Genomic DNA, 25,481 nt, shown 5'->3' with positions numbered 1-25,481 from the left:
CGCCAACCTGGACTATAAAAATGAGATTGAGCGAATATGTTGATTATGATGCCACTGGTCTGGCCGGCCTAGTTGCCAGTGGCCAAATGACACCCTCTGAGTTGACGCGGCTCGCCCGCGAGGCTCACGACGCGGTCAATCCTCGCATTAACGCCGTCATCGAATTCTATGAAGATGCTGAGACTGTTGCGAGCGCGGACGGAGGACTCTTCCATGGGGTGCCATTCTTCCGCAAGGATGCTGGATACGCCGAAGCCGGCCGGCTCCAGGAATTCGGGAGTCGGCTATTCAAGGGGCATCGTCCCGATACGGAAAGTTATTTTTTTCGCCGGGCTCGAGACGCAGGTCTCCGACCGCTAGGAAGAACGACGACCCCTGAGATCTTTAACGGCTGCGGAATGAGCGAGTCCATTCTTAACGGCATCACCGGCAATCCGTGGAATCTGGAACGCTCCGCAGGCGGCTCGTCTTCTGGATCTGCCGCGGCGGTGGCCGCGGGTATAACGCCCATAGCTCATGGGAGTGATGGTGGCGGATCAATTCGTGCTCCTGCCGCTTGGTGTGGCCTTGTCGGATTGAACCCCTCGCGCGGGCGTATTTCGGGAGGGCCGAACTACCAGGATAAATCATTTGGCCTCACTCGTGAGTTCGTTCTATGTCGAACTGTGCGCGACATGGCGGCTGCACTGGATGTCTTCGCCGGTCCCCATCCTGGTGATCCATTTATTATCGTCCAGCCACACCGAACATACGTGGAGGAGCTATCGCAGCTGACCGGCAATCTCAGAGTAGGGGTTGCTCTCACCAATTGGGGAAGGGCCAAGGTCGATCCGGAAATCCGAGAGGCGGTTGAGACCACGGCTGCGCTTCTCGAGGAAATGGGGCATGCAGTGACGGAAATTCCATCGCCATACGAGTTTGCCGATTACTTTAAAGGATTTCGTGGCCGATCTAAGCTCAGCGCCGATTCCCTTGAAAAAGCGGCGCGGACCATGGGCCGGCCGGTCGATTCGAGCACCTTAGAGCCGATGAGCCTCAAAATTCATGAATGGGCTAAGGAGGCTGAGTCGACTTCGGTGGGGGACGCGATCGAAGCAATGCGGAATATGCGGTTCCGCGTCGGCGAGGCGATCGATCCCTTTGACATTCTCCTGACTCCGACGATGCCAACCCTGGCGCTGCAACATGACTGCATTTATCGCCCTACCAACCAGAGGCTCTCGGTAGAACAACACATAGAAGGGTTTGACGCGCTTTATCCATATCTGCTCCCCTTCAATGCCACTGGACATCCGTCGGTGTCGCTGCCACTGGCACAAAGTGCCAGCGGGCTACCGATCGGCCTTCACATCGTCGGCCGGTTTGGCGATGAGGCCACGTTGGTCCGTATAGCACGTGATCTGGAGGAAGCTAGACCTTGGAACCAGCGGCGACCAACGATGTGGCCAGGCGACAAATGACTAGGTTGAGTTGCACCTCGAGAGGGCTGAGTGTGTTGAGCGCGTGCACCCACCAATCTCCTGATTGTGTCACGAACGCGTCCGCATCGAACTGGGCGAATATCGTCTGTCGAATTATGAAGCTGCGCTACGCGGATCCGATGCGGATGCTGCCAAGCGAATGGCGATCTGGAAGAGCGAAAGACTCGCGCTTGTTAGTCCTCATTCCCTAAAGGCGACGCGTCCGCGCCTCGCCGTCCAAATCGAACGCCGGTCTTGCTCTTGCCGGGCTAGCTTGCTGCTAGGGAGGTAGCAATTGAATTCCCAACCGCTTCCGCTGCGCAAGATGCTCATTTCTGGCCAGTGGGTGTCTGCGAAATGCGGTGAGTCGATCGCAGTCGAGGATCCTGCACGTAGACACATCATCGCTAAAGTCCCAAGGGGACGTGTCGAGGACGTGGACACGGCAGTTGAGGCTGCATTTGCCGCATTCGACTCCTGGAAGCTCGTCCCCGCCCGCGAGCGTGGTCGTGCTCTCGACAGGATCGCCGACGATCTTGAATCTCGTTGTGAAGAAATTGCTCGCCTCATTGCGGAAGAAACGGGAAATGCACTTCGGACGCAAGCCCGGCCCGAGGTGAAGATATCGATCGAGATGTTTCGCTATTTCGGAGGCCTTGCCTCCGAGCTCAAAGGCGAGACGTTACCGCTTGCGCACGATCTTCTGAGCTACACGGTTCGAGAACCACTCGGCGTCGTCGCGGCCGTCATTCCGTGGAATGCGCCCTTCCTGCTCGCCTCGGTGAAGATCGCCCCGGCTCTGAGCGCCGGCAACACCATGGTAATGAAGACGGCAGAAGACGCGCCATTGGCAATCCTCACATTGGCCGAGATCTGTGCCAAGCACACGTCCGCGGGCGTTCTCAACGTTCTGACCGGGACCAGTATCGAATGCGGAGCTCCCCTGCTCAATCATCCAAAAGTATCCAAGCTAACATTCACCGGCTCGACAGCCGTGGGAAGGCTGGTGATGGAGGCTGCCGCCAAGCGAATCCTGCCCGTATCGATGGAGCTCCGCGGCAAGAGCCCATCCATCGTGTTTCCGGATGCAGTCGATGATTGGGTGATCGACGGCATCGTCGCCGCAATGCGCTTCACGCGACAAAGCCAATCGTGCACCGCGGGGTCCCGGCTCTTCGTGCACGAGCGCATTTACGATTCCGTTCTCGAACGGCTTTGTGCGGCTGCTTCCAAGCTGAAGTCGGTGACCCGCTGTCCGAAAGCTTCGACATCGGAGCAATTATCAACGGCCGCCAATTTGAAAAGTCTGCGGCTACATTCACAATGGAATCGAGCAGCCTGGCTCGACGCTTCTGACCGGAGGTCTGCGGGATCATCGCGACGACTCCGGTTACTTCCTCAGCCCCACCGTCTTCGGCCAAGCAGACAATAACTGGCGCCTGGCAAGGGAAGAGATTTTCGGCCCAGTCTTGGTCGCAATTCCCTGGCGCGACGAGGCAGACGTAATCCGGATGGCCAATGAGACGCACTACGGCCTCGCAGCATATATTTGGACCCACGATATCGGAAAAGCGCTACGAGCCGCCCGTGACATTGAAGCGGGTTGGCTTCAGGTGAACCAGGGCGGAGGACAGATGCCGGGGCACTCATACGGTGGATACAAGCAGAGCGGCCTCGGACGCGAATTTTCGCTCGGCGGGATGCTGGACAGCTTCACTCAACTCAAGAACGTGACGATAAACATGACCAGATGATCTGCTCCGCTATCGAATTTGGGCCGACCAACCGAACTCGGTGGAAATGGATTGATGATTGCACAGTAAGGTCTCGGCCCCGAATGGCGCAATGTCCGCCCCGCCATGCTCGGAGTTGAGAGGGAGGGATTGTGGAGTCTCGTTGGATGGTGAGCATAGGCAGGCTATTCTTTGTCGGAGTCCACCGCCAGGTCGAACTGTAGCGCAAGTTTCGGGCGGCGAAGGCATGTTTATCGCAACCGCGATATGCCGCTAGGCTAGAAACTGAAGGCTAAGTCCGCTTCCAAGCTGGAAATCGCGGCATTTTTTGTGGGCTATGGAAAGCCATTTCTATCGGCTCCGAATGGGCAAGCATGCCGAAGAGTTGGTTCGACGCAGCGAGGAGAACGAGCGGCAGACCCTCTGGTTGCAACTGAACTTGATCAAACTCGGGACGGTCCGAGCGTTGGCCTAGCGCAGCTGGCCGGCCAGTCCTCGACCCAAGAACTGCGCTAGAGACCCTGCCGCCGCATCACATGCAGACGCGGCGTGCTTGCCACAAATCTTGGCGTCATGTCTGCGGATTTCAGGAGCGTCGCACTGAGCTCTGGAGCTCTAGAACGTCGTCACCGCCAGCTGGGCACGAGCCGTTAAGCCCGATATCAAGCGAGAGTGTCATCAGGTAACCGGGGCAGAGCTTTTGACCTGTGCAATGGTCAGGCGCGACGCACGAAATAGGCTCCTCCGGCCGCATCGTTAAATGCATGTGCCGTACTGTACTCCAAGTATTCCGCTCGTACTCACGCCACGTTGTCGTCGCTCTGACATGCTCCACCTAATAGTTGGCATGGCAGACCGCGGCAGCGCGAAAAGGCATCGGATCACGTGTTCATGACCTCCTCTACGTTTGCGGCTGGCCGCTACGTTACCGTCGTCAGTGATCCCGCCGCCGAAGAATATTTAGCTTTAATAGGAAAACGCTTTCCGACGGTTCGCTTCTTGTGCGCCAAGGACGCGGCGTCGCTCAGCTGCCACATTGCGGAAGCAGATATTCTCTTCGCCGCCGGTTTTCCTATCGAGATCTTAGACAAGGCACGTCGGCTACGCTGGTTTCAATGCAGTATCGCGGGCGTTGACTCGCTATTGCCAATACGCGACCGCGTCGGCAATCTCATCGTGACCAACGCTCGGGTTATGCACGGCGAAATCATCGCCGATTTCGTTATGGCCGGCACGACCATGATGCATTGGGATGTTGCGCGTATTATGCGGGAGCAGGGGTGCAAGGAATGGCATCCGCGACAGGTCGCGCCGCTTGCTGAGCGCGACGCTTGGGGTGATCGGCCTCGGTTCTATTGGTAGCGCGATCGCCCGCCGCGCTAAGAACAGCGGGATGACGGTGGTCGGCTCTAAACGCAATGTAGCCGAGCCCGTCGCCGCCATCGACCGGCTCCTTCCATCGAATCGTCTGGACGAACTCCTAGAGGTCTCTGATTTCGTCGTTCTTGCAGTACTCCACGTCCCGGAGACAAATGGGCTAATCGGATGAGAGCAGCTTCGGCAGATGCGCCGAACCGCTTTCCTGGTCAATATCGCGCGGGGGCCGGTGGTTGTGGAAAGCGACCTGGTTCAGGCGCTCCGGGCAGGCACCATCTCCGGAGCTCTTCTCGATCTGTTCGAGCGCGAACCGCTGCCGACCGATAGTCCACTCTGGACGATGCCTAACGTTATCGTGCCCCCACGTTGCGGGTATTTGAGCTATTACACCAGCCGCGCGCTCGAACTCTTCGGCGACAACTTGCAGTGATTTCGGGAGAAGAAGCCGCTGCGAAATCTAGTCGACCTCAACCGCGGCTACTGACGGACCGTGAGAGAAGTGAACAGCGCGCTCCGGGGCCGGAGGTCTAGAGGACGAGCAGCCACAGCTCGTCGCTTTACTCGAACATCAGCAAAGGAACACGGCTATGCGTAGCACCGACAAAGTGCGCGAGACGTTCTCGGGATTGCCGCATTGGATTGCAACGAGTTTTTCCTGCGGATGAAAGTCTCTCAAGGATGGAAGGCTGCGCAAAATGGGGTTAGTCCAACGGTATTGTCGAGCGCCTATCTAATACACTAACCGTCGAAGCAGGCCATGTGCCGTTCTGACGTACTCTAGTCTTAAGTGGTCCTAGTTTCATAAATGAAATGAATGGGCGCGAAAGCATATGGATCATGTGGTTATGACTTCTGCCGCGTTTCCGGCTGAGGGTACCGTCACCGTCCTGTTCAGCGATCCTGATGCGGAAAAGCATTTGGCGACAATACGCAAGCGCTTCCCCAACGTGCGCTTCTTGGGTGCTGAGAATGCAGCCTCACTTAACAGCTACGCCGCGGAAGCTGACGTTCTTTTCGCCCCCAACTTTCCGGTGGAGATCTTCGACAAGGCACGTCGATTACGCTGGTTCCAGTGCAGTAGCGCGGGCGTCGATTCGCTCTTGCCGATCCGCGACCGAATCGGTGATCTCATCGTTACCAATGCGCGGGGCATGCATGCCGAAATCATCGCCGACTTCGTTATGGCGGGCGTGACAATGCTGCACTGGGATTTCCCGCGGTTTATGCGAGAGCAGTCGCGCAAAGAATGGTGTCCGCGAGGCGTGGCACCGCTTGCTGAGCGGACGCTAGGCGTGATTGGTTTGGGCTCAATTGGCACGGCAATCGCCCGACGCGGTAAGGGCATCGGCATGAGAGTGATAGGCTCAAAGCGCGATGTAACGGAGGTAGTCAGGGGTGTCGACAAGCTGTTTCCACCAAATGGCCTGGCCGAGCTTCTAGAGGCCTCCGACTTTCTCGTCCTAGCTGTGCCTCACGTTCCGGAGACCGCTGGGCTAATTGGTCGCGAGCAGCTTCGGCTGATGCGCCGCAGCAGCTTCTTAGTCAATATCGCTCGAGGGGCGGTCGTTGTGGAAAGAGAGCTTATCGATGCGCTCCGGGCGGGGACCATCGCCGGGGCTCTTCTGGATGTGTTTGAGCGGGAACCACTGGCTCCTGCCAGCCCCCTCTGGGCATTGCCTAATGTTATGATGACGCCGCACGTTGCAGGCAACCTAACCGATTACACCGTCCGGTCGCTCGAGATTTTCAGCGACAATCTGGAGCGTTTTCTCGAGAAGAAGCCTATGCGCAACTTAGTGGACCTCAAGCGAGGCTACTGAATCTAACACGGTTAGGCCCGCTACCCGGGAGATGGTCAACACCGTCCTTGGCTCCGTAGCAAGGCGGGTAATTGACCATTCCGCGCTGGCCCGCACCGAGGCAAAGTCCCACCATGATCGCAGTCGAACCAGGGGCCCGGCGTGCGTGGGTAACGCTCAAACGCCGGCTCGATCGCGTCAGCCCGGATTAGGCGATCTGACGGTCGAGGTGCATACCCGCGACGGCGGCTTCGTATCCCGTTGCGTACGGTAGGATGGCCGGGCACTAAATGTTCTTATGTTCAGCCCGGCGTGAGAGGTTCGTGCGTATCCTTCAGCTGCGATACACCCGCAATCCCGTTCAGCTTGACCTTGCCCCACGGGCTTAATCCAGTTTGAAGTTCGCTCTGGCCCACATAAGGACCAGAGCATGAAGCGCAGTCGCTTTACGGAAGAGCAGATCATCGGGATTTTGAAGGCACGATGAAGCATCAAGAAGCCCTGGTTCTCGGCGCTCTTGATTGGAACGAACCGCATATTGGGACGACTGACCGCTTCGCAGATCGCGGCCGCGTCAGCGGCGTCATTCTTGGCTCCCCTTCGTACGTAGGGTTTAACATAGGCTGGCGGGATCAATCTCACATCATGTCCACACTGCCGAATCTCCCGCGCCCAGTGGTGAGCAGTCGCACAGGCCTCAATGCCGACCAGGCAAGGTGCGAGCGAGGAGAAGAACGACACGATCTCGCCTCGCCGGAGGCGTTGGCGACCGGCCGCTTGGCCTTGGCCATCAACTGCATGGATGTGAAATACGTGCTTCGAAATGTCCAACCCAATTGTCGCGACTTCCATTGGTGAATTGCTCCTGTTACCGGGTTCGTCCATCGCCAGTATATCGCCGGCGCCGAGGAAGCGGGGCCGTCTTCCCCATCAATGGCCGGATGCGGGATGAATTGTTGAACCAGACGTTGTTCACCTCGCTGGCCCAGGCCCGCGTCGCGCTCGGATGCTGGCGCGCGGATTACAACGACACACGACCACACTCACGGCTCGGATGGAGGACGCCGTCCGAGTTCGCCATCACCTGCAACCCGCGACGGGATCTGGCGCTGCGCTATGCTGAGGGCTCCGCGCCAGCTCCCGTCGCCCACCGCCCAAATGGGCAAATCCAACGACCGGGGCGAACTCAGGAATGGATTCAAGCTGCACGAGCAATGACATCGCGCAGATTGCGTGCTGGGATCTCGTGCCGGTACGACGACCGGCGGCAGATGGCGTCAGCCCCCGGCGTCATCAATCGCAGCGACAAGCCAGTTGGAACCGCTAGATCGCCAACCGGCTGCAGACCGAGTCTGGGCGGCGGCTGGATCGATAGCGGATCATCTTCCAATCCCCGCCGAAGATAGAACAACGGTCGCGCGCCTCGCGTGTTGCTAAAAGGCGCACGACCAGCATGTGCTGCTTCAGATCGGATACCAATGGGCAGTGCACAAATTCTTCGCGTCCTCCCGATCAGTCGCACAATTTCGGCTGAGCGTGTCGCCAAATAGGAAATTTCGACATACAGGCAGGGTATTGTTTAGCCGTCCAGCCCGTGTCTTTCGCCCGAGAAGCCTCGAAGTTTCCTACGATGAGCCTGAACAATTCAACACCGAGCCAGTTGGCAGATCGCTTGGCTGATGGGCTGCGCGGCCTGGAGGCCCTGGAGTCGCCGTACGAAACCATCACCCTCGGGCAGCTCGTCGCAATGCAGGCGCAAAGGCACGGCTCCGCGATTGCGATCGACATTTTCGAGCGCGGCGAGCGCGCTACCTACTTAGAAATGGACCGCTGGTCGAACACCTATGCGCATGCGCTGCGTGCGTTTGGAGTACGCAAGGGCGACCGCATCGGCGTAGTTCTACCAAATCGCATCGAGTTTCAGATCCTGTGTTTCGCGATTGCAAAGCTGGGTGCAGTGCTGGTTCCGATCAATACGCGCTACACGGCGAGGGGGATCGAGTACGTCCTGAGTGATACTCAGGCAAAATTTGCTGTCGTCGACCACTCTGCATGGCCCTCGGAAATGAAGCCTTGGCCACAAAATCTCACTGAGGATCGGGTGATCGTTGTCGGGCACCCTACTAGGGGGACTGCTCTTGATGAGCTATTGAAGGGTGTCGACGACTCGCCCGTCGATGCGGATATTCAGCCAGACGACCTGCTCGTGATCGCGCACGCCGGCGGAACTACGGGATTTCCAAAGGGCTGCATGTTGACGCACGACTGGTTCGGTGTCAGCTCGTACGCATTTGCCTGCTCCGACTATGAGCCTTGTAAGAGATACCTGTGCTGGGCGCCATTTTTTTATGCTTACGGGCAAATGCAGGTTCTGAGAGCGTACCGACAGGGAGGCACGCTGTACCAGGCTCAGCAGCTCAGTTCGACGCGGTTCATCGATTGGATCAATAAGTTCCGAATCGAGTCGTGTCTGTTGCCGGAGCTTGTTGCACGTCAGGCCAAAGCGGACGCATTGAAAAGTCTGAGGCAGGTCGTGTATTCACTTGGGTGGAGTGCCGAGGCGATATCCCAGTTCCGCGAGCGTTTCGGCGTGCGTGGCCAGAACAACTACGGCATGGCAGAAATCGGAATGGGTACACAATTCGTCGGAGATATTCCGCAGATGGAGGATACCTGTTCGGTCGGCCATCGTGCGCTTTTTCGGGAGCTGCGGCTCGTCAACGAAGATGGCACGCTCGCGAAAACCGGAGAAGTCGGCGAGTTGTGGGTGAAGGGGCGGGCCATCTTCAAGGGATACTGGGGCAAACCGGAAGCGAACGCCAGCCAATTCGAGGGCGACTGGTTCAAAACCGGAGATCTGCTGCGCCGCGATGAACTCGGCTTTTATTGGTTCGAAGGTCGTAAGAAGGAAATGATACGACGTTCGAACGAAAATATCGCTGCTCGCGAGGTGGAGGCTATTATCCGCGAGATACCTGAAATCGCAGATGTGGCCGCCGTGCCGGTTCGCGATATGAGACGCGGCGAGGAAGTCAAGATCTATGTGGAATTGAACCAGGGCGTCAAGCCCGCCGACCTGCCGGTCGAACGCATTCTTGAACACGCTCGAGCGCGTCTCGCCATGTTCAAGGTGCCGCGGTATATCGCTTTCATTCCCGCCCTTCCGAGAGCCACATCTAGTGAGAAGGTGCTCAAACGTGAGCTGATGGACGTGAGCGATCCGCTTGTAAGCGTCTATGACAGCGAGGAAAAGCGTTGGCGCTGAACCCGCTGCCTGCGCGTAGGCGCGCAGCTTATCGTCGGACAGCATTCTGAGTTAGTGCCGGCGGCGATCCTTTCGTGGTCGGCGTCAGAGCGGTTGAAAAATGTACCCCTTGCATTTGGAGAAGAGAGTTGCTCGTGACTTCTAACACCCATAGGGAGAGGCAGCAGCGCATTGAGATTCTTGAAGAGTTGGTGAACGCTCGCTTCTCCTGCCGTGCTTTTCTGCCAGAACCGGTTGCGCGGTCAACGATCGAGCGGATCCTGGCAGCTGCGCAGAAAACTGCGTCCGGATGCAATAGCCAGCCGTGGCAGGTCGAGATCACCTTTGGAAAGGCGACCGAGCGATTTCGGGAAGCAATGTATGCCGCTGCCTCCAGCGGTAAGCCGCAAGTGAACGACTTTCCGCAGCCTCGCGAATATCGTGGCGTCCATCTTGAGCGCCGGCGCGAGAGCGGTTTTCAGCTCTACAACTCAGTCGGCATTCCCCGTGGCGACAAGGAGGGATACATTAAGCAGTCACTGCAGAATTACAAATTCTTCGGTGCACCTCATGTCGCAATTGTTCACACCGATGAGGCCCTAGGCATTTATGGCGCGGTCGATTGCGGTAGCTATCTCACCAGCTTTATACTCGCCGCGCAGGCGCTCGGAGTTGCAACCATTCCGCAAGGCGCATTTACATTGCATAGTGATGTGGTGCGCGCGCATTTTGGCTTGTCAAATGATCGTCGCGTGGTCTACGGCATTTCGTTCGGCTATCCTGACCGAACGCACAAGGTCAACAGCTTCCGCACAAGCCGCGCCCCGATCGATGATGCGGCGCGCTTCCATGACGAGTAGCGCCGCAGTTCCGAGCCGTGTATCCGTCGTTGAGATCGCTACCCAGCGGCCTCGAGCGGTGTGAAGGCCTGTTCCTTGGACAACATCAGCAAACCCGCCGAGGAGCTTACCGGCTGACGCGACCTGGATCCGTCCGCCGAAATGTCTGCTTATTTCGCAACGATAACACGTCCTTCCTCGATCGTGAATTCACCTAGCAAGCGCGGTGGATCGCGGAATCTCTGCGTCTCTAAGGGCGAGATCGAAGAAAACGGGCGCCCGCTACATATAAGATACACTGACACGTGAGCGATCAACAGCGGGGGGCAAGAGCAAGTGTGCGCTTGTCGCGGGTTCCACGCCTGCTCCTCGCGCGCAGCGTGCAGTGCAAAGGCGTGGCATCAGGATCGCCTCCTGCGTCTGGAACACGCAAAAGTGGGTAATGCTCAACGTACGATGCAGGCGGCTTTTACAACCCGACGCTCCTGCCTAAGAAAGCTCAATCCGCGCCCGTGGTGGAAGTGCCAGATATGCTAGCTCGCGCTAACCCTTGACGGTCAAGTTGGTCGGTCGAACTGATTAAATGGCTCCCTGAATTAACAAAGCCCGAATGAGTGAACGCAGTAGGATTACCAGAATGAACTTCGACATCGCCGCGCAGCGGGTCCCCACTCTTTTTTCAAGTACTTATCTGGAAGCACGCAGGAAATTTATGGAGGTCGCTCCGGCGTCACGTAGCTACAAGTGTAGCGCAACAGGACCATGCGGCGAGGATCTGTTCACGGACGTGACTTATTTCGGCCCCGCAAATGCCAAGCAACTCCTGATCCTCGTTTCCGCTACGCACGGCGTCGAAGGCTACTGCGGGTCCGCTGCACAACTTCTATTCTTGGAGGCGAAGCTCCATGAAGCGCTGCCGCCTTCGACAGCGGTGCTCATTATTCATGCCCTCAATTGCTACGGCTTTGCTTGGGATCGACGGGTAACGGCAGAGGGCGTCGACCTCAACCGGAACTTTGTCGATTTTGCCGAGCCCCTTCCGCAAAACCCCGGATACGAAGAGTTGGCAGAGCATTTTGTTCCTGCGGATGTCTCAGACGAAACTGTGCGCTGTGCAGAGGCTGCGCTTGCGGCCTATCAGAAAACGCACGGCGAGCTTGCCTTTCGAATCGCGTTGTCGAGTGGTCAATATACTCGCCCTGGCGGCATGTTTTACGGGGGAGCTGGGCCGACCGAAGCAAGGCGAACGCTTGAGCAGATCGTTGCTGACTTTGACGTCGCGACGCGCGAGCACGTCCTCATTCTCGATTACCACACGGGGTTGGGTCCTTACGGGTATGGAGAGTTGCAATGCGAACTGTCGTCGGGACCGGAGGGCTATGAGCGCGCCGCTAACATTTTTGGTGCCTCGGTGACCTCGCCAGTGCTGGGGACTTCCTCCGCAGTCTCGATCCCTGGCACCCAAGATGCGTTCTGGCAGCGAGTTCTGGGCGCTCGCCACACATATGTTGGACCGGAGTTTGGCACCTACGGCACTAGCAGGCTGGTGCAACGAAAGGACCTTTGGCTGTTCCAGCATCGACCCGATGCGATCGATGCTGAACTTGGACGTGAAATTCGCCAAGCGGTTAAACTGTACTATTACCCGCAAGCGTCAGATTGGAAGGAGATGGTGATCTGGAGATCCCACCAGGTGCATAGACAGGCTTTAGCAGGGCTAGCACCTGCACAATAGTGATTGTCCGTTCTGAGCATCAATGCGGTTATCGAACCAGCTCCGTGAGTGCCCCTTCAGCGAAGTAGCAACGAGGTATCATCTGACAGCCGGCCGATTCCTGTCACCGGCCACGTTGATTATTGCTACCAACCGCAGAGTGATGCTCTTGTACGGCGCCGATTTTCGGGCCCTTTCGACGTCGAAGGTGCCATCGACGGCCCGTGTGGGTGCGCAAATGGTCGGCCGCGCAAACTAGACTGCGAGCCGCTCGACGATCGTTGCGGCTGTGAATTCAATGGTAGCAGGGGCTGCAGCAATACCAAAACTCAGCATGTATGTGAGGTCGTGCGCCACGGCACCGATCTTCATGGTTTGCAAACGAGTGCCGCATTTCCCTTAATAACCGACTTCGAACGCCGTTTTTCGTCACGCCATAGCCGATAACATGACTCTATCGGTTTGCGCGGCGTCGGATTTGGAATCAGCTGCGGACGGGAGGAGATCGAAATGAATATCAAAGAAATTTCGAAAATGGACCGCAGAGCCGTGCTCCATCCGTTCACTCAGCTCCACAACCATGTAACGGGGGAAGGCGGAGACGTCACCATTATTGAGAAAACAAAGGGGATCCGCATTCGCGATGCCGAGGGCCGCGAATATATTGATGCGATGGCCGGCCTTTATTGTGTCAATATCGGCTACGGTCGCGGGGAAGTCGCCGAGGCGATCGCGCGTCAGGCCCACAAGCTTGCCTATTACCACACGTACGCAGGTCATACGACCGATGAGCTCGCCAAACTGTCCGACAGACTCATCGCCATCGCACCGTGTAATATGAGCAAAGTCTATTATGGCCTGTCCGGGTCGGATGCGAACGAAACCCAAGTCAAGCTGGTTTGGTATTACCACAACCTCTGCGGGCAGCCAAAAAAGAAGAAGATAATTGCTCGTCAGCGCGCATACCACGGTTCCACAATCGTCTCCGGTTCGATGACCGGGTTGAGCTTCTACCACGACCATATGGATCTTCCGGTTTCGGGAATTCTGCGGACAGGTGCCCCAACCTATTTTTGGGACGCACATCCAGGAGAGACGGAACTTGAGTTCTCCACTCGTCGTGCGCACGAGCTCGAATTGTTGATCCTTCAAGAAGGTCCAGAAACGGTGGGCGCCTTTATCGGAGAGCCCGTCCTTGGCTCGGGCGGAATGACCCCGCCACCAGAAGGCTACTGGGCGGCAATTCAGGCTGTGCTGAAGAAGTACGATGTCCTACTGATCGCCGACGAGGTGGTGACCGGCTTTGGGCGTACTGGTGAGATGTTTGGATCGCATAAGTACGACATCAAGCCGGATCTCATAACAGTCGCGAAGGGACTAACATCAGCATACGCGCCACTGTCAGCTTGCATGGTGGGGCAGCGAGTTTTTGAGGTGCTGGAAGCGGGAGCAGAGAAGGTTGGCGTTTTCTCGCACGGCTCCACATATTCGGGACATCCAATCGGCGTGGCCGCTGCAAATGCTGCTCTGGATATACTCCAGCGCGAGGATCTGACGGGCAACGCCGCGCGTGTTGGGAAATACTTCCAAAATGGATTGCGTGAGGCATTCAGCGATTGCCCAGTTGTGGGCGAAGTCCGTGGTATCGGCCTCATGGCAGCGGTTGAATTCGTCGCCGATCCGGTGAAGAAGGAACGCTTTGACCCAAGCCTGAAGATTGGTGCTCGCGTCTCCGAAGCAGCGCGAAAGCGTGGATTGATCGCGCGTGCGCTGCCGCACGGCGACATCATCGGATTTACACCGCCGCTCACGATGACCACGGCTGAGGCAGACGAAATTGTGGAGATTGCTCGCCAGGCTGTTTCACAGATAACTCAGGAGCTCGACCATTAGTTGGCTGACGCCTCATGTTGATTAGAGGAATAAAATGCCGTTGCCCGTTACATAGCATCTGCTCATCACCACCTTCATGATGATCGCCCCCTTTGAATCCATCAGCGATGTCGGCCGGGGCGCGCTCGAACGAGATGAGCGCCAGCATCGTCACATCGCTTCCAATCGCCTGGAGAGAGAGGATTGAAACGTCAACTTCTATTTCCCGCTCCAATCGTAGTCGGGCTGAACACCAAATTCGGACAAGATGAATCTTCGCGCCGAGGTCTTCGTCCTCAGGTGCGAGATTGTACAGGCAGACAAAAGTGACAGCATTAAGCTGACCGTCATTGTTTACTGCTCTGCCAGTGAGTTCTTGCGATAGGCGACACCCTGCGCGCAGTGACACGTTGTTTAAGCCCCAGAGTGCGATCCAGCAGCAGCGGTCCAAATCGCGGATGCTCACCTGAAGCAAAGACTGAGCGACTTGCATTTGATCCGACTCACCGCCGCACGACAGAGCTCAGTCGAGGTAACGATGCGCGAGCGATAAGCACTGCGCGGTTCATCTTGTTGAACGCAATGTCGAAACCTTCACCGCTATACCACTTCCCAAACTCCGTGCAGTAAGGAGGGTGAATTCTCCTTTCTCCATTTGGCGGCCGTCTCGGTCGAAGCGCCACAGCGCAAGATGTCAATAAGCTCTGAGCAGGCCACGAAGCTGCACGAGTCCAAGGTGTATCTTGCGGCAGGTGGCTTGTTTACGGGGGGGCGAGTGTGCGGGTCTGAAATGTGATCGCGGAAAAGTGCCATAAAGGCCTCCATTCAGATGGAAGTTCGATGACTTTCCAGATGAATTTGAAGAAATCCGTCAGGATGCTCGTATAGGGTCACACGCTAGGCGCCAATCGGAAAGAGGAACACCATCGGTTTGGATCGGCTGCGAAATGCGGAAAGCAAGCGGGGCGCGAGTACGGCACTAAACGTCGGCTGCGCGGCGACGCTGATGGCTCGGGCGCCAATCAAATAAGCGCTGTAGTCGTTTGTCGGCTCAACATTTCTTTGACTCCAACCACGAGGGTTTTGATGTCCAGAAAAGTTATTGTTACCTGCGCAATTACCGGCGGATCTACCAAGAATCTTGCAAAGCATCCTGGGGTGCCGAAGACTCCGACGGAGATTGCGCAGGCCTCGATCGATGCGGCGAAAGCCGGTGCGGCTGTTGTCCATATTCATGTACGCGATCCGGAAAGCGGCGAGCCGTCTAACAAGCTGGAGCTTTACGAGCAGGTCGTCAAGAAGCTGCGTGATTCGTCTATCGACGTCATCCTCAACCTGACCTGCGGAATGGACGGCATCATCGAGCTCGAATCCGTCGCGCCGCTCAAGATCAGCCCAAGGAGCACGCTCCGAGCGGCAACCGAACGGTGCCTTCATGCGGTCAAACTGCAGCCCGAGTTAGCCACGCTTGACTGCGGCCTGCTGCACCTCGGTGAAGCAATCTATGTCGCGCGTACTTCCGATCTTCGCGAGATGGCGAAGCTGATGCAGGACGCCGGCGTGAAGCCCGAGCTCGAGTGCTTCGACTTCGGCCACATCGAAATCGCTAAGCAGCTGGTCAAAGAAGGCACACTCAAGGGGCAGCCGCTGTTCCAGTTCTGCCTGAGTACGGGTTATGGTGCGCCCTTCACGCCGACAGTCTTGCAGGCAATGAAGGAGGTGCTGCCCCCGAGCTCTATCTGGGGCGGGTTCGGTTGCAGCATCGATGAAATGCCGACGGTCGCACAGATCGTGAATCTAGGCGGGCATATACGGGTGGGTCTGGAAGACAACATTTACCTGCGCAGAGGTGTACTCGCCTCCAATGCTGACCTCGTCGAGAACGCTGTTGGGATCATCGAGCGCATGGGCGCAAGCGTAGCCACGCCGGCGGAAGCCCGGGAAATGCTGGGCTTGGTAAAAAGAGGGTAATCGATTCCGGAAGGCGACAAACGCAAGCATGCCGGTGTTCTGATTTTCGCGTGGTCGGGTGTTGGAGCATTGGCGTATGGACCTTTTCACCGAGCTCCACGATTCCGATCGATGATCAAAAATCCCGAGCTAGCCGGCTGAAAGGCTTTTGCGAGCCGTGGGATTGCTAGCTGGAGGATCATTGGGGAGGGCTGGGCCGCGCGCCATCTCCCGAGCGGAGAGGACGTCGGCGTGCGTTCCCGCTTGCAGTGTTCACTCTGTGCAAGGTTATAGACAGAGCCCGACCAAGCAGACGGGAATGTCACTGCCCGCCGAGGATTTACTAATTGGTGAATACGTTCGAAGACGCGTTCGCGATGTAGAGCTGATTCCAGGAGATTGCGCCCGAGACATTGATCTGCTCGTCGATATTGCGCTTCATGCTTTCGGTGGTGCACGCAGGCGTGCAGCTTCTCGAGCGCCTGAGCATAGCGGCCGAGCCGCTGCGGCGCGCCGGGGATCTTCAGGTCGTTGGGAATGCTCTCGCTGGCGATGCGCAAAGAGGTCGAGGGTCATCGCAAACCGGCCGCAAGAGAAGCTGTGGCGCGCTTTGGCTCATCAAAGTGCCGCGCTCGACACATCGTGTCCCCTTTTCGACTCGCGTGAGAGGTTAACTTCAACCCGAACCACGCCGTCCCACGCGTGTGGCTCGGCCGACAGTACGAAAGAGGAGAATTATGGTGACGCCGAGCGCCTCGAATTCGAAGTCATGTGACACTCGGAGCGCCATTTAGATGAATCGCTGAGGCGGACGGTTGAAATCGTGGATCGTTGAAATGCAGCGATGAAAGCGCTACCGCCGCTGAATTTGATCGCCGGTGCGCTGCCGATTGCATGAATCGAACCTGATCGATTGCTTAAAATCAAGAATCAATAGTTCGTGAAGTTCATAGGCTGACCCTACCAAAATCCACCTCCTGAAAGACGGACCGCAGTATGACTACTCACGTACCCGCCGTCCCCGAAGCCCCTGACAGCCATAGAGCTGGAGCTTTTAGCAGAGTACCCGATACACGTCACATATCTCGGATCGGTATGGGGCGCTCCAATACACGGTCCTTCCTCAAGAACACGATTCTCGCCGGCATTTCTCTTCCAGAGCTTGCCGTGATAGGAGAATTCCTGGAGCCGTTCGTTTTGAAAGAACGCACGGTATTGCAGGAGCCGAAAAGGCGTCTTGATCACGTCTACTTTATCGAATCAGGGCTAGTTTCGCAGAGGATTGTAGCGGGCGGCAGCATTCTTGAAACTGCCGTAATAGGACATAGAGGTGCGGTCGGCGCTTCGTTCCTATTAGGAGGCCATCTCGCGACGCGTCAATCTGTTGTTCTCTTTCCCGGAAGCGCGCACCGGATTCGTGTCGAAGATTTGCGCCGCGTGATGCGCGAACGTCCGGAAATCCGAGACCATCTCCTTCGGTACGTCCAGGCACTGAACTTGCATTGCGCTCAGACGGGGCTGTGCGGCGTTCGACACGATTGCGAGAAGCGTCTCGCAAGCTGGCTCTGTCTGGCCAGCGATGCTCTTGATGCCGATGTGCTTCCAGTTACACATGACTATCTCTCTTCCGTATTAGGATTGCGTCGCGCCGGAGTAACGGAAACTCTCATCCGATTTGAAGAGCAAAGCTTGATTCGTAAAGCGCGCGGCGTCTTGCAGATTGAGGAACGCCTGGCTCTCGAGCACAAAGCATGTAGTTGTTACAGGCTTATTTCAGCGGCTTATGCCTCAACGGAGTCCGTTAATTCGATCGTCGAATTGACCGGCTAGAAAAAGGGGCGTCAGACAGTTGTTGCTGAACGGGCCTCTCGCATCGTTCTGTCGATTGGAGGGTCCATCCGACATGCCCGTCAGCAGGGATTTCGCGAGTTGAGGGCGGCGCTCACGTCAGGAAGAATGCGCCTGCCGGCTAACCCGCACCGTACAAGAGACGTGCCCCGTTTGATCCACTTACGCTGCGGAACGCTGTGCGAGCCGCAGAAAATTCATAAAAAGAGCTTGGCCTTGCTGCGTAAGTATGGATTCCGGGTGGAACTGCACGCCATATGTGGGTAGATGGCGATGCGCAACGCCCATGATCTCGCCCTCCTCAGAGCGGGCCGTGACCGTTAGGTGCGTGCTGGCTAGCGCATCAAATTCAACAATAAGAGAATGATAGCGCCCAACGCGGAGTGGGGAAGGCAGTCCGTAAAACAGCCCGTCGCCGCCATGGGTCACGTATGAGGACCGGCCATGCATTGGACGACGGGCACGTACCACGCGTCCCCCAAACACGCTTCCAATACACTGGTGCCCGAGACAAATGCGAAGAATTGGGATCCGACCTGAAAGTGCACGGACGAGGGTGGAAGATATTCCGGCCTCGGCTGGAGTACCGGGACCGGGTGATAGGACGAGCGCACTTGGTTTGAGGTCAACGACTTCGCCTACGCTGACGGCATCGTTTCGGATCACCTACATTGTTTCGCCGAGTTTGCGGAAGTAGCGCGCTATATTGAAAACGAACGAGTCGTAGTTATCGATAATAACAATCAAGCTGCACCGGCTGTTGAGGCGCGAAACGCCTCGAAGATAAGTCGCGCTTTCGCGAGTGTCTCCTCGTATTCCGCCTCTGGATCTGACATTGCTGTTATACCGCCGCCGGCATGAAACACGGCGATGCCCTCGTCGATCGCCACTGTGCGGATCGCAATGTTCGTGTCCATGTATCCGTTGAAGCCGATGAAACCGATCGCCCCGCATAAACCTGCCGCGCCACACGCTCGATCTCTGCGATAATCTCCATTGACCTCACTTTTGGAGCTCCTGTGATGGAGCCGCCGGGGAAACAAGCTTGGAGAAGGGCGACTGCGTCTTTATCTTCTGCAAGCTCACCCGTAATGACTGACACGAGGTGATGCACCGAGGCATAAGTTTCGAGACTGCAAAACGCTGGGACATCGACGGAATCGGCAGTGCAAACGCGGGACAAGTCATTGCGCAGAAGGTCGACTATCATGGTGTTCTCGGCCCGGTCCTTCTCGGAAGCAGCGAGCATTTCGGCTCGACGCTGGTCTTCCTCTGGGATCAGCAGACCGCGGAATCGTGCCTTTGATAGGTCGCGTTTCGACACGCCGCCCAGCAAGCTTTAAGAAGCGTTCAGGGGAGCTCGATGCGATGGTGAAATTGCCATAACGCAGAAGAGCCCCAAAGGGAGCCGGATTGAGGGTCCGCAGCTGGGAGTAGAAGTCGAACGGACAAAACGAGGCTGGTAACCTGGCGCTGAAACGCTGCGCGATATTGGCTTGGAAGACATCGCCGCCCAGGATGAACTCGATCACCCGGCGTACCGCTGCAATGTAGCCTTCCCGACTGAAGTTTGAATGCCACGCGCCTGCTTTGCCCGGGGGCTCTCGCGGTGTTTCTGGGCCGTCAAGCAGTCAACAAATTCGTCCGCTCGTCTGCATGCGCGCTCTATTCGACGTTCCGAATCCTGCTCCGGCCATCCAGAAGAAACAACCCAGCATCTTCCGTCGCGATGATCAAAGCTGAGTACCACGTCATAGAAATGCAGCATGGATTGCGGTGAACCCTGCGCCGGAATTGGCGGCAGCGGCAATCGCTCCAATGTCCTGTTCAGGTCGTAAGCAAAAAAAGCCCGGATCGTGTCCCTGAGCGTGGTGTAACTGGGGTGGGACACCGCGTTCGCCGGCAAGAGCCGGACTGGTCAGCTGGCGATAGCCGGGAGGCTGACGGTTGGATCATCGCTCAACGGCGCGATGGTTTCCAGCGTCATGTAGCGGGCGCGCTGGACGGCCCATTCGTCGTTCTGTTCGAGCAGGATCGCGCCGATGAGGCGGACGATGGCGTCTTCATTGGGGAAGATGCCGACGACCTCGGTGCGCCGTTTGATCTCGCCGTTGAGACGCTCGATCGGGTCGGTCGAGTGCAGTTTGGTTCGGTGCTGCGGCGGGAACGTCATATAGGCCAGCACATCGGTCTCGGCTTCGTCGAGGAAGCCGGCAAGCTTGGGCAGCTTGGGACGGAGCTGGTCGGCGACCTTCCGCCATTGCGCTCGTGCGGCCTCGGCATCATCCTGGGCAAACGCGGTGGCGATGAAGGCGGAGACGACGCGCCGCCCGCTCTTGCCGGCATGGGCCAGTGCGTTGCGCATGAAGTGGACGCGGGGGTCGTTGAAGAAGTGGCCAATAGATTTCGTGCGACGCAGCGACCGGCACCGCCATGGCCCTCGCGTCAAAACCCGCGCTACGGCGCGATCTGAAGCCGCGAACGCGCTTGAGGGACAATCCAAGGCAAAATAAACGCAAGGAGAGCGGCTGCCAGCCGCTTGAGGTTGATCGCAGCGGCCGTCAGGTAGGCCTGGATCTTCATGTTCGGTAGTCCGCGCCGTATGGCGCGCGCCAGTCCGTGCCAGGTCTTGGCTTCGCCGTGGAAGCCCTCTGAGCGCCAGCGATGGCGTTGATAGAGATGTCGATCCTGCTTACTCCATCGCTCGCGACGGCGGCGGGCGCGCAGCAGTGCCGGATAATGGTCACCGACAACGACCGCTTTGTTAACCCGCCCTTTGGATAGGCAATCGCCCTTGAGCGGGCACCGGGTGCAATCCTTCGCCTTCAAGTAAAAGAAACGGCCGTGCTTGATGGGCCGCGCGGGGCGCAAGATACGCCCTCGCGGGCACTTCAAGATGTCGTTCTTGGCATCGTACCGGAAGCGTCTGAGCGGTACGCGACTCTTGATTGGTTCGGCGGATGAGGGCATCAATGCCGCGCCGCTCGAGCGCGCCGTAGACTTTAGCGTAGGCATAGCCCGCATCGGCGGTGACCACCTTTATGTCGATGCCTGTAATCGCTTCAACCTCATCGACTTGCGGCTCGATCATCTCTCCTTCGTTCGTTTGTCCAGTCGTGACCGCGACATCCAGAATGACACCGACCTTGTCATCGACGGCCGTGTGCTGCTTGTAAGCGGGTTCCAGCCGCCGGTTTCGGGCATTCGTAGCCATTGTCGCATCGGGATCAGTCGTGCAGACCTTTTTGTACTTCCCGCTTTGCCGGCCCTTTCTCTCATCCTCGCTTTTATCTTCGCTTTGATTTTCGCTCAGCACATCCACCACATGTTGCTCGGTGAGGCTGTCCCAACTCACGTTGGCGCGGATTAGCGACGCATCGATGTGAACCACTTCGGCTGTTGCGATCTTGGCCTTCAGACAGGCCTGGACCGTGCGTTTAAAGATCCTACGGAATCGCTCTTCGCCCCAGCGCTGGCGGATGCGCGTCAGGCTGGAATGGTGCGGTAGCTGCTCGTGCAGGCCCTAACCAGCAAACCAGCGAATGGCGATGTTAACCTGAGCCTCCCGGATCAGCTTGCGATCGTGTACGATGCCGGTGAGCAGACCCGCGAGCATCAGGCGGACCGCGGCCTCCGGATCGATGCCTGGCCGACCATCGTTCGCGCAATAGCAGTCGGAGACCTCTTCCCTTAGCCAAGACACGTCGAGCACGCGATCGACCCGCGCCAGCACGTGCTCATCTGGGACGAGCTGTCTGAGCGTGCCAGTGATGAAGAGCTCCAACTGATCCCGCTCCTTGCGCCCCAGCATCTCGTTTGCTCCGCCGATCGCGAATCGCCGACGAGAACGGAATCAGGCAATTGCAGCTTTTTCAACGACCCCACGCGGCAACGCTGCCAGGAGGCGTTGAGCACCTTGCTGACGGTCGCCTTGATGCCCTCATGGGCGTCGGAGACGACCAGTTTGACGCCGCGCAGGCCGCGGCGGGCGAGCTTGCGCAGGAATGCCGTCCAGAATGTCTCAGCCTCCGAGGGGCCAATGTCCATGCCGAGAACTTCGCGCCGGCCATCACTGTTGACGCCGACCGCGACGATCACCGCGACCGACACGATGCGTCCCTGCTGGCGCACCTTCACATAGGTGGCATCGATCCACAGATACGGCCAGTCGCCCTCGATCGGACGAGCGAGGAACGCCTTCACCTTGTCGTCGATCTCCGCGCACAGCCGCGAGACCTGGCTCTTGGAGATGCCGCTCATCCCCATCGCCTGCACCAGATCGTCGACCGAGCGGGTCGAGACGCCCTGCACGTAGGCTTCTTGCACCACCGCGGTGAGCGCCTTCTCGGCCATCCGGCGCGGCTCCAAAAAGCCCGGGAAGTAGGAGCCCTTGCGCAGCTTGGGGATACGCAGCTCGACCGTGCCGGCGCGGGTCTCCCAGGTCCGGTCGCGGTAGCCGTTGCGCTGTGCCAGACGCTCGGGGTTCTTCTCGCCATAGGCCGCCCCGGTCTGGCCTTCCACTTCCAGCTCCATCAGGCGCTGGGCGGCAAAGCCGATCATCTCGCGCAGCAGATCCGCATCAGGGGTCTTCTCCACGAGCGTGCGGAGGTTCATCATCTCATCGGTCATCGGTGGTTCCTCGAATCAGGTTGGTGTCAGCAACCCGACCCTACCGGCGAACCGCCGGTGACCACCGCAAAGCCGCCCGCCCGCTACGGCGCTATGTGAGGGCGCGCGTGCGGGCGGCTTTGCTCTACCGAGCTACACCATCAATGGGGAGTACGTCATGCCAAGCTGATGATTGCTTGTGGGTGGAAGTCCCATCCGGCCAAAGCCGAAGCGGGCAAGCCGGGACCGAGTCTTGCGGGCGGCGCGGCAACGCGGGGTCCGAAGTGTAGACAGGAGCCATGCGGGGTGCGGGAATGAGCCTCGAAAGGTGGATGTTCGCGGAGGCCGAGTGTGTTCCCTAGTCACGAAGGCAGCATGAGCATCGTCGTTATGCGAGACGATGCCGCTCCGTCGGGGTCGATGGCCGGATCACGCATGGAAGGTAATCATCGGAACATGAGAGGCCCGACCAGGTCCATTGGATTGGTCTCCAGTGGGGGACAGCGGCAAGGCACTGCCAGAGCCGCGGTCCGAGCTGAGGTCGGGAGTCGGACTGATCCATAGTACCTGTGAAGTCGTCGAAGGTAACGAGACGCATGGAGGGAAGGGACCAGCCCGAGGGGAGCCTGCGCGAGGAGGCCAGGGGCCGGACACAGAGCCGGGTTGCCTTGCCGCCGAACCTCGAGCGGGTGAACGCGGCGGCCAAGCAGGCTGCCCAAACCCGGTTCACGGCCCTGCTGCACCACATCGACGAAGACGCTCTGCTTCGGGCGTTTCGACGACAAAAGCGGCAGGCCAGCGCGGGGGTCGATGGGATAACGGTGGCGAAGTACGAAGAAGGGCTCACGGATAACATCCGCGACCTCTGCGCACGGGTCCACACTGCTCGCTACCGGCCACAGCCGGTGCGGCGGGTCTACATTCCCAAAGCCGATGGCGGCAAGCGGCCTCTCGGTGTGCCGGCGCTCGAGGACAAGATCGTCCAAAGCGCGGTGGCCGAGGTGTTGAGCGCGGTCTACGAGGTCGACTTCCTCGGATTCTCCTACGGCTTCCGGCCGGGGCGGAATCCTCATATGGCGCTTGATGCCCTGCATACGGCGATCATGAGCCAGCGCGTGAACTGGGTGCTCGATGCCGACATTCGCAGCTTCTTCGACTCGGTCGACCACGAGTGGCTGCTGCGGATGGTGGCGCACAGGATCGCCGATCCTCGTATCCTACGGCTCATTGAGCTGTGGCTGCGAGCTGGCGTTCTTGAGAGCGGCGAGAAGCAAGAGACGGACAGGGGCACGCCGCAAGGGGCAGGCATCAGCCCGCTCCTTGCCAACATCTTCCTGCACTACATCCTCGATCTCTGGGCCCACCAATGGCGTCGTCGCCATGCACGCGGTCGCATTGTGACCGTGCGCTACGCGGACGACTTCGTCATGGGATTCGAGAGCAAGGCCGATGCGCAGGAAATGCTCTTGGCCCTCAAGGTGCGACTGGCCAGCTTCGGCCTGACGCTCCATGAGGACAAGACGCGGTTGATCGAGTTTGGCCGGTTCGCGGCCCTCTCGCGTCAGCGGCGCGGCGATCGGCGGCCAGAAACCTTCGCCTTCCTGGGCTTCACCCACTACTGCGGGCGGACCCGAGATGGCCGGTTCATCGTGAAGCACAAGACGGAAAGGAAACGCCTGACGCGCAAGCTGACGGCGCTGCGCCAGGACGCCTGGCGGCTCATGCACGCGCCACTGGCCAAGCAGCACGAGTGGTTCGCCGCCGTGCTGCGCGGGCACTATGGCTACTATGGCAGGCCGCACAACTATCCAGCGCTCAACGGCTTCTACCGCGAAGTGCGTCGAACCTGGCTGCGTTGTCTGAGACGGCGCAGCCAGAAAAGTCGGCGCATGGGCTGGCCGGAGTTCGAGACCCTGACGGCACGCTTCCGCCTGCCAACTCCACGCATCACTCGCACATGGGCGCAGGCGCGGATATGACGCGGGTTACTCTCGGGAAGAGCCGGGTGCGGGAAAGCCGCCCGCCCGGATCTGTGAGGGCAAAGCCAAATGGCCGAGCTACTCGACCACGACCAAAGCCCGCCGCACCTCCTTGGAATGGCGGGAGATCGTCGCGATGCTCTTGGTATACTTAGCGAGGAGGTCGCGAAGAGCTATCCATGGGTCTCCATCTAGAGCCGCTCCGTTGCAACTCGCTTGTCCTTCATCGACCCGATAGGTGCTGAAAGGGTCGCACGTCAGATACGAGTAGCGTCCGAGCAGCTCATGCCGTGCTGCGCTATCCAGGAAAGTCAGGTGTGGGCGATGCGCGAGACGTCGCATCGCCGTGACAGGCTCAATCCAGGGCAATTCGCGGATATGCATCTCTACCGGCCGACTACCCTAAGCCCATCAAATCGACCGATTAGAGGCTTCCCGCGATCTGCAGTTGCCGTAACTCGGTTTGTCAAATCCATTCAGGGCGACGCCGGTTCTGCTGACACATAGTAGTCGGCCGCGAGCCGTACCTCCCGGAGCGGTCGGACTCGCCTGATCGATTCCTCATACAATTCATGGGCTTTGTAGGCTGCGAGTTCCGCCTCGTTATCAAACTCAGCATAGACCACGACGTCGATTTCGTTTCCGAGCTGGTCGCTCTTCTGGTTGCGAGCAACCTCGATCTGGCGCGCATGTGGGATGGTGGCCAGAATCAACAGACCATCCATCATTCGATTGATGTGGGCCTTATCCTTGGCGGTAAACAAGACGAGGTAACGAATCATGGATGACGGTCGTATTCCCTTAGCTCGTCACTCAAATAACTTGGGATCGGCTCCACTGCAGTCACTTCTGCCGCCGTCAACGAAGCTCTCCGAGTGTTTGCAACCTGGGCAACACGATGGAGACGTCGCCATCAGTACTGCCCGCCACCGCGAACCGGCGGCGGCTCAAAGTTCAGGGGTCACTGAGCTGGCCGAGCTTGGCGATGGATTTCTGCGCAAAAGCAGGAAGGGTCGCAGAATGTGCGCGCGTCTGACGAGAGTTGGCGAGTTTTCCCC

The 25,481-nt window shown here is 58.3% G+C and carries 19 protein-coding genes and 6 pseudogenes; 14 read left to right on the top strand and 11 right to left on the bottom strand.

The features are described 5' to 3' along the window. Window positions 1-20: 20 nt before the first annotated feature. From P6U29_RS33850 to P6U29_RS33825, 6 genes and pseudogenes are all read left to right on the top strand, one after another. Window positions 21-1,460: an amidase gene (locus P6U29_RS33850; RefSeq protein WP_407114598.1), complete on the top strand. Its 1,440-nt coding sequence runs from the start codon at window positions 21-23 to the stop codon at window positions 1,458-1,460. A gap of 295 nt (window positions 1,461-1,755) precedes the next feature. Further along, window positions 1,756-2,892 (top strand): aldehyde dehydrogenase family protein, encoded by a 1,137-nt coding sequence (locus tag P6U29_RS33845; RefSeq protein WP_407114597.1) that lies wholly within the window; start codon window positions 1,756-1,758, stop codon window positions 2,890-2,892. Further along, complete coding sequence (locus P6U29_RS33840) at window positions 2,777-3,214, top strand: aldehyde dehydrogenase family protein (protein ID WP_407119484.1); 438 nt, start codon at window positions 2,777-2,779, stop codon at window positions 3,212-3,214. The genes P6U29_RS33845 and P6U29_RS33840 overlap by 116 nt, the downstream gene beginning before the upstream one ends. An 870-nt stretch (window positions 3,215-4,084) precedes the next feature. Continuing rightward, window positions 4,085-4,555: a hypothetical protein gene (locus tag P6U29_RS33835; RefSeq protein WP_407114596.1), complete on the top strand. Its 471-nt coding sequence runs from the start codon at window positions 4,085-4,087 to the stop codon at window positions 4,553-4,555. Next, window positions 4,446-5,000 (top strand): annotated as a pseudogene (locus P6U29_RS33830) (NAD(P)-dependent oxidoreductase). The gene P6U29_RS33835 and the pseudogene P6U29_RS33830 overlap by 110 nt, the downstream one beginning before the upstream one ends. A 400-nt stretch (window positions 5,001-5,400) precedes the next feature. Continuing rightward, on the top strand, window positions 5,401-6,390 hold the full coding sequence (locus P6U29_RS33825) for a D-2-hydroxyacid dehydrogenase (protein WP_407114595.1): 990 nt from the start codon (window positions 5,401-5,403) through the stop codon (window positions 6,388-6,390). A 459-nt stretch (window positions 6,391-6,849) separates the two neighbouring features. On the opposite strand, the pseudogene P6U29_RS33820 reads toward P6U29_RS33825, so the two are convergent. Continuing rightward, a pseudogene (locus tag P6U29_RS33820) lies at window positions 6,850-7,221 on the bottom strand (transposase); the annotation flags it as partial. A gap of 80 nt (window positions 7,222-7,301) precedes the next feature. Here P6U29_RS33820 and P6U29_RS33815 point away from each other — a divergent pair. The 7 genes and pseudogenes from P6U29_RS33815 to P6U29_RS33785 all read left to right on the top strand — a co-directional run. Beyond that, window positions 7,302-7,587 (top strand): annotated as a pseudogene (locus P6U29_RS33815) (transposase); the annotation flags it as partial. 412 nt (window positions 7,588-7,999) lie between these two features. Further along, window positions 8,000-9,634, top strand: coding sequence for a class I adenylate-forming enzyme family protein (locus tag P6U29_RS33810; RefSeq protein WP_407114594.1), 1,635 nt, complete (start codon window positions 8,000-8,002; stop codon window positions 9,632-9,634). 191 nt (window positions 9,635-9,825) lie between these two features. Next, window positions 9,826-10,473 (top strand): nitroreductase, encoded by a 648-nt coding sequence (locus P6U29_RS33805; RefSeq protein WP_407119483.1) that lies wholly within the window; start codon window positions 9,826-9,828, stop codon window positions 10,471-10,473. 616 nt (window positions 10,474-11,089) lie between these two features. Next, entirely contained in the window at window positions 11,090-12,187 is a 1,098-nt protein-coding gene (locus P6U29_RS33800; RefSeq protein ID WP_407114593.1) for a DUF2817 domain-containing protein, read from the top strand. A 489-nt stretch (window positions 12,188-12,676) separates the two neighbouring features. After that, on the top strand, window positions 12,677-14,059 hold the full coding sequence (locus P6U29_RS33795; RefSeq protein WP_407114592.1) for an aminotransferase: 1,383 nt from the start codon (window positions 12,677-12,679) through the stop codon (window positions 14,057-14,059). Window positions 14,060-15,124: 1,065 nt separating this feature from the next. Further along, a complete protein-coding gene (locus P6U29_RS33790) occupies window positions 15,125-16,009 on the top strand; it encodes a 3-keto-5-aminohexanoate cleavage protein (protein WP_407114591.1) in 885 nt (294 codons plus the stop codon). 1,074 nt (window positions 16,010-17,083) lie between these two features. After that, on the top strand, window positions 17,084-17,818 hold the full coding sequence (locus P6U29_RS33785) for a Crp/Fnr family transcriptional regulator (RefSeq protein WP_407114590.1): 735 nt from the start codon (window positions 17,084-17,086) through the stop codon (window positions 17,816-17,818). 180 nt (window positions 17,819-17,998) lie between these two features. Here the strand turns inward: P6U29_RS33785 and P6U29_RS33780 are convergent, their stop codons facing one another. The 8 genes and pseudogenes from P6U29_RS33780 to P6U29_RS33745 all read right to left on the bottom strand — a co-directional run. Then, on the bottom strand, window positions 17,999-18,502 hold the full coding sequence (locus P6U29_RS33780) for an anthranilate synthase component II (protein WP_407114589.1): 504 nt from the start codon (window positions 18,500-18,502) through the stop codon (window positions 17,999-18,001). 77 nt (window positions 18,503-18,579) lie between these two features. Continuing rightward, entirely contained in the window at window positions 18,580-18,753 is a 174-nt protein-coding gene (locus P6U29_RS33775) for a chorismate-binding protein (protein ID WP_407114588.1), read from the bottom strand. After that, the gene (locus P6U29_RS33770) at window positions 18,678-19,085 is read right to left on the bottom strand and encodes a chorismate-binding protein (RefSeq protein WP_407114587.1); all 408 of its coding nucleotides are present in this window, start codon (window positions 19,083-19,085) and stop codon (window positions 18,678-18,680) included. Before P6U29_RS33770 ends, P6U29_RS33775 begins: the two co-directional genes overlap by 76 nt. Beyond that, the gene (locus tag P6U29_RS33765) at window positions 19,021-19,368 is read right to left on the bottom strand and encodes a chorismate-binding protein (protein WP_407114586.1); all 348 of its coding nucleotides are present in this window, start codon (window positions 19,366-19,368) and stop codon (window positions 19,021-19,023) included. The genes P6U29_RS33770 and P6U29_RS33765 overlap by 65 nt, the downstream gene beginning before the upstream one ends. Further along, window positions 19,365-19,727: a hypothetical protein gene (locus P6U29_RS33760; RefSeq protein WP_407114585.1), complete on the bottom strand. Its 363-nt coding sequence runs from the start codon at window positions 19,725-19,727 to the stop codon at window positions 19,365-19,367. Before P6U29_RS33760 ends, P6U29_RS33765 begins: the two co-directional genes overlap by 4 nt. A gap of 27 nt (window positions 19,728-19,754) precedes the next feature. After that, window positions 19,755-20,213: pseudogene (locus P6U29_RS33755) on the bottom strand (transposase); the annotation flags it as partial. Between the two features lie 128 nt (window positions 20,214-20,341). Then, window positions 20,342-21,647 (bottom strand): annotated as a pseudogene (locus P6U29_RS33750) (transposase); the annotation flags it as partial. A gap of 71 nt (window positions 21,648-21,718) precedes the next feature. Beyond that, window positions 21,719-22,465 (bottom strand): annotated as a pseudogene (locus tag P6U29_RS33745) (IS256 family transposase); the annotation flags it as partial. Window positions 22,466-23,040: 575 nt separating this feature from the next. Between P6U29_RS33745 and ltrA the strand changes: the two are divergent. Beyond that, on the top strand, window positions 23,041-24,423 hold the full coding sequence (ltrA, locus tag P6U29_RS33740) for a group II intron reverse transcriptase/maturase (protein ID WP_407114584.1): 1,383 nt from the start codon (window positions 23,041-23,043) through the stop codon (window positions 24,421-24,423). Between the two features lie 78 nt (window positions 24,424-24,501). Here the strand turns inward: ltrA and P6U29_RS33735 are convergent, their stop codons facing one another. After that, window positions 24,502-24,765: a hypothetical protein gene (locus P6U29_RS33735; RefSeq protein WP_407119482.1), complete on the bottom strand. Its 264-nt coding sequence runs from the start codon at window positions 24,763-24,765 to the stop codon at window positions 24,502-24,504. A 134-nt stretch (window positions 24,766-24,899) separates the two neighbouring features. Next, the gene (locus tag P6U29_RS33730) at window positions 24,900-25,205 is read right to left on the bottom strand and encodes a Dabb family protein (RefSeq protein WP_407114583.1); all 306 of its coding nucleotides are present in this window, start codon (window positions 25,203-25,205) and stop codon (window positions 24,900-24,902) included. Window positions 25,206-25,481: the final 276 nt, after the last annotated feature.

It is taken from the genome of Bradyrhizobium sp. LMG 9283 (assembly GCF_045571415.1).
Classification (GTDB): domain Bacteria; phylum Pseudomonadota; class Alphaproteobacteria; order Rhizobiales; family Xanthobacteraceae; genus Bradyrhizobium.
Note: the sequence above shows the minus strand (reverse complement) of the source record. Positions and strands in the feature narration are given on the sequence as shown.

What these genes read in the sequence shown, in the direction of transcription:
- P6U29_RS33790 (WP_407114591.1), top strand. Translation starts at nt 15,125, where the DNA reads ATGTCCAGAAAAGTTATTGTTACCTGCGCAATTACCGGCGGATCTACC.
- P6U29_RS33800 (WP_407114593.1), top strand. Translation starts at nt 11,090, where the DNA reads ATGAACTTCGACATCGCCGCGCAGCGGGTCCCCACTCTTTTTTCAAGT.
- P6U29_RS33770 (WP_407114587.1), bottom strand. Translation starts at nt 19,085, where the DNA reads ATGCTCGCTGCTTCCGAGAAGGACCGGGCCGAGAACACCATGATAGTC.
- P6U29_RS33730 (WP_407114583.1), bottom strand. Translation starts at nt 25,205, where the DNA reads ATGATTCGTTACCTCGTCTTGTTTACCGCCAAGGATAAGGCCCACATC.
- P6U29_RS33825 (WP_407114595.1), top strand. Translation starts at nt 5,401, where the DNA reads ATGGATCATGTGGTTATGACTTCTGCCGCGTTTCCGGCTGAGGGTACC.
- P6U29_RS33795 (WP_407114592.1), top strand. Translation starts at nt 12,677, where the DNA reads ATGAATATCAAAGAAATTTCGAAAATGGACCGCAGAGCCGTGCTCCAT.
- P6U29_RS33735 (WP_407119482.1), bottom strand. Translation starts at nt 24,765, where the DNA reads ATGCGACGTCTCGCGCATCGCCCACACCTGACTTTCCTGGATAGCGCA.
- ltrA (WP_407114584.1), top strand. Translation starts at nt 23,041, where the DNA reads ATGGAGGGAAGGGACCAGCCCGAGGGGAGCCTGCGCGAGGAGGCCAGG.
- P6U29_RS33835 (WP_407114596.1), top strand. Translation starts at nt 4,085, where the DNA reads ATGACCTCCTCTACGTTTGCGGCTGGCCGCTACGTTACCGTCGTCAGT.
- P6U29_RS33810 (WP_407114594.1), top strand. Translation starts at nt 8,000, where the DNA reads ATGAGCCTGAACAATTCAACACCGAGCCAGTTGGCAGATCGCTTGGCT.
- P6U29_RS33775 (WP_407114588.1), bottom strand. Translation starts at nt 18,753, where the DNA reads ATGGACACGAACATTGCGATCCGCACAGTGGCGATCGACGAGGGCATC.
- P6U29_RS33850 (WP_407114598.1), top strand. Translation starts at nt 21, where the DNA reads ATGAGATTGAGCGAATATGTTGATTATGATGCCACTGGTCTGGCCGGC.
- P6U29_RS33785 (WP_407114590.1), top strand. Translation starts at nt 17,084, where the DNA reads ATGGGGCGCTCCAATACACGGTCCTTCCTCAAGAACACGATTCTCGCC.